Source organism: Sphingorhabdus sp. (assembly GCF_044357595.1).
Taxonomy (GTDB): domain Bacteria; phylum Pseudomonadota; class Alphaproteobacteria; order Sphingomonadales; family Sphingomonadaceae; genus Sphingorhabdus_B.
Map to the genome: position 1 here is coordinate 1 of NZ_JBIKPH010000136.1, position 6,529 is coordinate 6,529.

Annotated in this window: 5 protein-coding genes; 2 read left to right on the top strand and 3 right to left on the bottom strand. The window is 54.8% G+C overall.

Annotated elements, in window-relative coordinates; translation table 11 throughout:
* The coding region (locus tag ACIQ2T_RS11325; protein ID WP_397590903.1) for an FAD-binding oxidoreductase at window positions 1–382 on the bottom strand (382 nt) is incomplete at its 3' end.
* A 69-nt stretch (window positions 383–451) separates the two neighbouring features.
* On the opposite strand from ACIQ2T_RS11325, the gene ACIQ2T_RS11330 reads away from it, so the two are divergent.
* On the top strand, window positions 452–955 hold the full coding sequence (locus tag ACIQ2T_RS11330) for a hypothetical protein (RefSeq protein WP_397590904.1): 504 nt from the start codon (window positions 452–454) through the stop codon (window positions 953–955).
* 115 nt (window positions 956–1,070) lie between these two features.
* The gene (locus ACIQ2T_RS11335; protein ID WP_397590905.1) at window positions 1,071–2,465 is read left to right on the top strand and encodes a DEAD/DEAH box helicase; all 1,395 of its coding nucleotides are present in this window, start codon (window positions 1,071–1,073) and stop codon (window positions 2,463–2,465) included.
* Between the two features lie 184 nt (window positions 2,466–2,649).
* Here the strand turns inward: ACIQ2T_RS11335 and ACIQ2T_RS11340 are convergent, their stop codons facing one another.
* Window positions 2,650–5,421, bottom strand: a complete 2,772-nt coding sequence (locus ACIQ2T_RS11340) for a TonB-dependent receptor (RefSeq protein ID WP_397590906.1) — start codon at window positions 5,419–5,421, stop codon at window positions 2,650–2,652.
* A gap of 206 nt (window positions 5,422–5,627) precedes the next feature.
* A partial coding sequence (locus ACIQ2T_RS11345) for an NADP-dependent oxidoreductase (RefSeq protein WP_397590907.1) occupies window positions 5,628–6,529 on the bottom strand: 902 nt, incomplete at its 5' end.

Consider the following 6,529-nt stretch of genomic DNA (forward strand, 5'->3'; position numbering starts at 1 on the left):
GAATTACCCCAGCATCGCACGTCACCAAGCCGTCATCCGCGTCAATCGCCGTGATGCTGTTCATCCGCCGCAGGGAGAGGATAAGCTGCTGTCCGCTGTTATCTGGCGTTGCGCCGGCGACCATGCCGCTATTCCCGCCCTGCGGAACCAGCGAAATTCTGTGTTTGGCCGCAAGCTTTATCACCGCGGCAACCTCTTGCGTGTTGGCCGGGGAAAGCAGGGCAGGTGACGATCCTGTAAAACGCCCACGCCAGTCAGTTAGCCAAGGCGAAATGACGTCATTTTCGTCTGAATAGCCCTTTGGCCCCAATATGGCCCGAAATTCCGATAAAATGTTTACATCTGGCACGGTATTTTCCATTGTCTGCAAAGGGTCTGGCATGCAATTCATGATAGGTTCAACCTTATCGAGCAAAGCTGATAGAACTTCAACTTGATACCGGAATGTTTCTTGCGCGCATTAATGGCCTTTATCTTCGTTACGTTAGGACTGACAACATTGTCGCATAGCGCTTTGGCGGGCTTTCAAGTCACCGCTGCGCAGAACCCGTTCACGCCCTTATTTGGGTTGAAGACCGATTTTGATCAAGTGCGCATTGACCAACGGGTCGTTATCAGGCTGCCCAGTCAAGCCGCCCCGCCCGCTGCCGTCGGGGCACAAAGACAGTCATTGGCTAAGATCGAGTATAAGGAGAAAAAGATCGGGAAATGCCTGTGGTTGGGCAGGTTAGGTGGTTCGCGCCCGGGGCCGGATCGCACGCTGGAGTTGCTCACGCGGGACGGTATTCTTATTCGCGCATATTTGAGCGACGGCTGCCTTGCGCGTGAATTTTACGCTGGGGCATATATGGAGCGATCTTATGATGGCAAATTATGCGTAGATCGTGATATGGTGCATGCACGAACCGGCGCCAAATGCCAGATCGACAAATTCAGGCTGCTGATACCGCGCTAAAGGCAGCGCCGCTGGCATATATCTTGACATTTCTGCCCGTAGCGACCAATCGCGACGCTGGTCTCGGTGGATTTGTCACTGGCGACGTTGCACCATTTTTTTTCCGGAACATCATATGCGTTTTGCCGACATCGGCTTGTCTGACGAGTTATTGAGGGCCTTAAGCGAGGCTGGCTATGATGAGCCGACCCCCATTCAGGCCGCCGCCATCCCGCAAGTCCAGATGATGCGCGACATCATTGCCATTGCGCAAACGGGCACGGGAAAAACCGCAAGCTTTGTCCTGCCGATGATCGATGTGCTCGCCAATGGCCGCGCGCGCGCGCGCATGCCACGCAGCCTCATTTTGGAACCAACCCGCGAACTGGCGGCGCAAGTCGCCGAGAATTTCGAAAAATACGGCAAATATCACAAGCTGTCGATGGCGCTGCTGATCGGCGGTGTGCAAATGGGTGATCAGGTCAAAGCGCTTGAAAAGGGCGTTGATGTGCTGATCGCGACCCCTGGCCGCTTGATGGACTTGTTTGAACGCGGCAAGATTTTGCTGACGGGTTGCGAAATGCTGGTCATCGACGAAGCCGACCGGATGCTCGACATGGGTTTCATTCCCGATATTGAACATATCTGCACAAAGCTGCCGAGCACGCGGCAGACCCTGTTGTTTTCGGCAACGATGCCGCCGCCGATTAAAAAACTGGCAGACAAGTTCTTGTCCAACCCAAAATATATTGAAGTCGCGCGACCCGCGACCGCCAATGTCAATATCGAACAGTTTTTGGTCAATGTGTCGCCGATGAAAAAACGCGATGTATTGCGCGATCTTTTGCGCACGGAAAAAGTGTCAAACGCGATCATCTTCTGCAACCGGAAGACGACGGTGCGCGAGTTGAACACCAGCCTTCAGCGGCACGGATTGCGTTCGGGCGAAATCCATGGCGATATCGACCAGGCGTCGCGTCAGAAGCAGCTGGAAGCATTTAAGAACGGTGATATCAATTTGCTCGTAGCGTCCGACGTCGCAGCACGCGGCCTTGACGTTAAGGGCGTGAGCCACGTCTTCAACTTTGACGCGCCGTGGCACCCCGACGACTATATTCACCGCATTGGCCGGACCGGTCGTGCCGGAGCCAAGGGCAAGGCATTTACCTTTGTCACCAAGGCCGATGAAGAGGCGATTGAAAGCATCGAGAAGCTAATCGGCAATAAGATCGAGCGCCTTGGCCAGATCGAAGCGCCCGCCGATAGCGAAGAGCGTAGCCCTGCAAATCGGGGCCGCAAGGCGCCAGCCAGTAAGGCCAAAGAACCGCGCCCTGCAGAACCCGAGGTTGCGACCCAGGCACCAGAGACAAAGCCTGTGCGAGAGAAAGCCGCCGCAAAGCCCGCGCGCAAGAAGCCTGCGCCTAAGATTGAAACGGCTAAGCCCGATCAGTCTGCGGGAGCGGCGGCGCCTGACGATGACAGCTGGAATGGCCCAATGCCTGGCTTCTTAAGCGTCGGTTTCGGGAGTTAGGGACCCTTCGCATTGGTCTCCCCGAACTTGCTTCAGGGTCTTAATTTTTCGACAACGCAGAAGTAAGGCCCTGATATAAGTTCAGAGTGGCGGGTCCTCGTGCTTCACAGCTGTTTCAATAAGCATAACAACAAAAAAGGGCCCGCATCGCTGCAGGCCCTTTTCCGTTTACGTTGGCTAAGTTTTAGAACTTGCCGCGCAATGTGATGCCGTAGGTCCGCGGTTCTGCAAGGAACTGGGAGAAGATCTGGCGACCACCTGGATATTGTGGATCGACAAATGGTGCCGCGCTTTGACCCGCCTGGAATGGTGCGTTGAACGCGACCTGCGCATAATCCTGATTAAAGATGTTCTGGCCCCAAAGCTCAATGCCCCAGGCTTCGTCAGGACCACGCAGGCCGATGCGGGCGTTGAATACCGCAAAGCCATCCTGTTCCTTTTGAGGGAAGAGGTCAGAACCCGTATTGTAATCGCTGGTCATACGACCGTCGATGTATACGAGGCCACTCATGCCGTTGCTGCCGATATCAGGCGTCCATGTTACGCTTGAAGTGGCAACCAACTCTGGTGCGTTGGACAGGTTGTCACCTGGCAACTTACGCAGCGCGGAATCGAGCGGCGCACCGTTCTTGGTGCCGATCAAATCATCCCGATAGGTTGTCTTTGCATAGGTCAAACCAGCAGCCATGCGGAAGTTGCGTGCTGGTGTCAGCGATGCTTCAAGTTCCAGACCCTGCGTACGGACACCATAAGTGATGTCGCCGGCGGCACAGCTGCCCGTTGTATTCGGAGCAGCATTGAAATTGGTGCCAGCGGCGGACAGGTTCTGATCGGTATCCGCATTCGGGCCACCAACAAGGTTGTCACAACCATTAACGTTCTGCACGAGGAAGACAGTGCCGTTGAAGGTATTCAGCTGGAAGCTGCTGAAGTCCGAACGGAATGCCGAAACGCTCAGGCCAAACGGACCATTTGAGAATTTTGCACCCAGCTCATAGCTGTCCACCAATTCCGGATCGAACTGAAGATTGCCAACGAGCGCCTGAGCACCGCCAACCGAAGCAAAGGTAGGAACTGGCGACTTCAGTGCCGAACGGTCGAGGTTGAAACCGCCTGCCTTATAACCACGGGCAAAGCTCGTGTAGAGCAGAAGATCATCGATAGGCTTCCACGAAAGGATGGCCGTTCCGGTGATTTGATCTTCACTACGTTTGTCGTTGATAGACACGCCGTTCAGTTCAGCGGTCGAGTTGCCCTGACAGGAAAGGCCGATGACGGCACCAGCAGTAGCAGCCGCCGGAGTAGTCAACAGCGACGCCAAAGCAGCCTGGTTCGCTGTACATATGCTATTGTCGTTACCGAAGGTCGCGTCGAACTTCTTCTTGTCCTTCGTGTAGCGAAGGCCAAGCGTCAAATTGACGGTGTCAGTAATGTGTACGATGTTGTGCGTGAACAGCGCCCAGTTCGTTCCATTCTGGAAGTAACGATCATTAGTCGTTCCGACATTATTCATAGTGTCCAGACGGTCAAACGCTGAAACGATGAGTGGTCCGGCAGCGCCCAAGGCGCCCGAGACAGTCGGGCGCAACGACGGCGTGATGCAGCTCTGCGCAGTTGGATTATACGCAAATGCCAAGCCGCCACCGGAAACAATGCGGCAATTTGCAAAGCGGCCATACTGATTACCGAAGCGCAGATTATCACGAACGGTCAGTTTTTCATTGGCAAAGAAGCCGCCGACGAGCCAGTCAAGCTTGCCGTCTAATGCTTCACCCTGAAGACGCAGTTCCTGCGTGAAGGTGTGGAACTGACGATAGGCATCGTCGCTTGGCGCGCGGTATAGGATGTCGACTTCGCCATAATCGGTATCGGATGCCTGACCTGAACGATATTGGCGGTAGGCCGTAATCGAGGTCAAAGTTGCGCCACCCAAATCATAGTCGATCTGGCCGGAGAAGCCATAATCCTTGGTTTCGCCGGTGAAGACGCGGTTTGCGCTGACCGAAATATTGCGGCCGTAGCCTTGGCTGAACGCAGCCAGTGGCTGGCCAAGGTCACGCAATACGTTGATGATGTTGTTTGATGTGGCTGTCGACGCTGCGCCAACAGCGCTGGGAGTGTTCAGGTTGCCAATGAACTGGTTGACTGTTCCATCGACATAGGTCGCAGCGCAGCACTCTTCCTTACGCGAGGTATAATCCGCAATCAGGCGAACCGACAGCGCATCGGTGGGTTCAAACAACAACTGTCCACGTAGGAAATAACGGTCACGATTATTGACGTCATGTCCACTCTGGTCGTCACGGTAGAAACCGTTCCGTTTTACGTAAACGCCGTCAACGCGGAATGCCAACTGCTCCGAAATTGGACCAGTGACGCTAGTTGCGCCGCGCATGAAGTCATAATTGCCGTAGGTCAGTTCGCCGCTGCCGCCAAAGGTGAAGCTTGGCTTTTTCGAATAGATGCTGATCAGGCCAGCCGACGAGTTACGGCCTCCCAAGGTGCCTTGTGGCCCGCGCTGCACTTCGACACGGTCAATTTCGCCAAGTTCGTTCAGGCCAATGCCCGAACGCGAACGGTAGACGCCGTCGATAAAGACGGGAACCGAGCTTTCAAGGCCGGGGTTGTCGCCGACAGTGCCGATACCGCGAATACGGGCGGAGCCATTGGCTTCCGATCCCGTGGAGGACACGAGCAACGATGGCGCAACTTGGTTGAGCTGGCGTATGTCATTTGCGCCACTGTTTTGCAGCGTTTCTGCACTCACAGCTGAAATCGCGACGGGGACGTCCGAGAGCAACTGGCTGCGGCCTTGAGCCGTTACGACGATTTCCTCGTCCGACGTATCTTCTGCCTGAGGCGCCTCTTGCGCGAATGCCAAGCTTGGCACGGCGAGCGCAAGGCAGGCTGCCGATAGTTTCAATGCACGGCCGATGGATTTATTACGTTGGGACATATGGCTTCTCCTATTTGACCCCCTTTTAACAACCTACCGAGTAAGCGTGCGGGTGTCATCGCCGTTAACAGCTAAAATCTTGAAATTTTTCTTGTGCGTCTATATTGCAACAATATTGCAATATTAGATAATCTGACGTTACAGACGCAGGTTTGATGGGCTGCAGATTTCCTGCGCCTCCCCCCAAAAACTGCGCAGCAATTTGCTCAGAGCTTGACGAGCATCTTGCCGGTGTTCTCCCCACTGAACAGGCCGATAAAGGCTTCTGGTGTCTTCTCAAGCCCGTCTTTGACTGTCTCACGACCTTTGACGGCGCCTGATTGAATGAGACCAGCCATATCGGCATTGAACTCTGACACTTGCGCGTAGAAATCAGGGTAAAGGAAGCCCTTGATCATTATCCTTTTGCCGATAATCATCGGCAGATACTGCATCGGCTGTGCCTTGAAGTCGTTGTAGACATCGATCATGCCGCAAATCGCAAAGCGCGCCCATTCCTTGGCAGTTGCGAGGGCGGCGTCGAAATGTTCGCCGCCGACATTGTCAAAATAGACATCAATGCCGGTTTCACCCATATCCTTAAGCGCGGCCATCAATTGCGGCAGCACCTTGCCCGATTTGTAATCAATCACTGCGTCTGCACCGAGTTCTTTCACCCACGCGCATTTGTCTGCGCCGCCCGCAGAACCGATGACTTTCATTCCCTTGGCTTTCGCAATCTGGGTCACGGTAGATCCAACTGCGCCAGCAGCGGCGGAAACAAAAATCACCTCGCCGGGCTTGGCTTCAGCAACCTTAAGCAGACCAAACCATGCGGTGCCGCCTGGCATTCCGATGATGCTTAGCCAATGTTGATCGGGTACGCCTATGTCAGGCAATTTGACTGGGGGCATGCCAGCAGGTGGTGTCTTGCCACCGCCAAAAACTGCGTAATCGCGCCAGCCAGCCATATGCAATACTTTGGCCCCGACAGGGAACTCGGCATTGTTGCTCTCGGTCACGGTGCCGACTGCGCCGCCTGTCATCGGTTCGCCAAGCGCGAAAGGATCGGAATAGCTTTTCGCATCATTCATGCGTCCGCGCATGTAGGGGTCGACGGATAACCAGC

Bases quoted from the DNA above. Each gene is read 5' to 3' on its own strand.
- ACIQ2T_RS11335 (WP_397590905.1), top strand. From the start codon at position 1,071: ATGCGTTTTGCCGACATCGGCTTGTCTGACGAGTTATTGAGGGCCTTA.
- ACIQ2T_RS11340 (WP_397590906.1), bottom strand. From the start codon at position 5,421: ATGTCCCAACGTAATAAATCCATCGGCCGTGCATTGAAACTATCGGCA.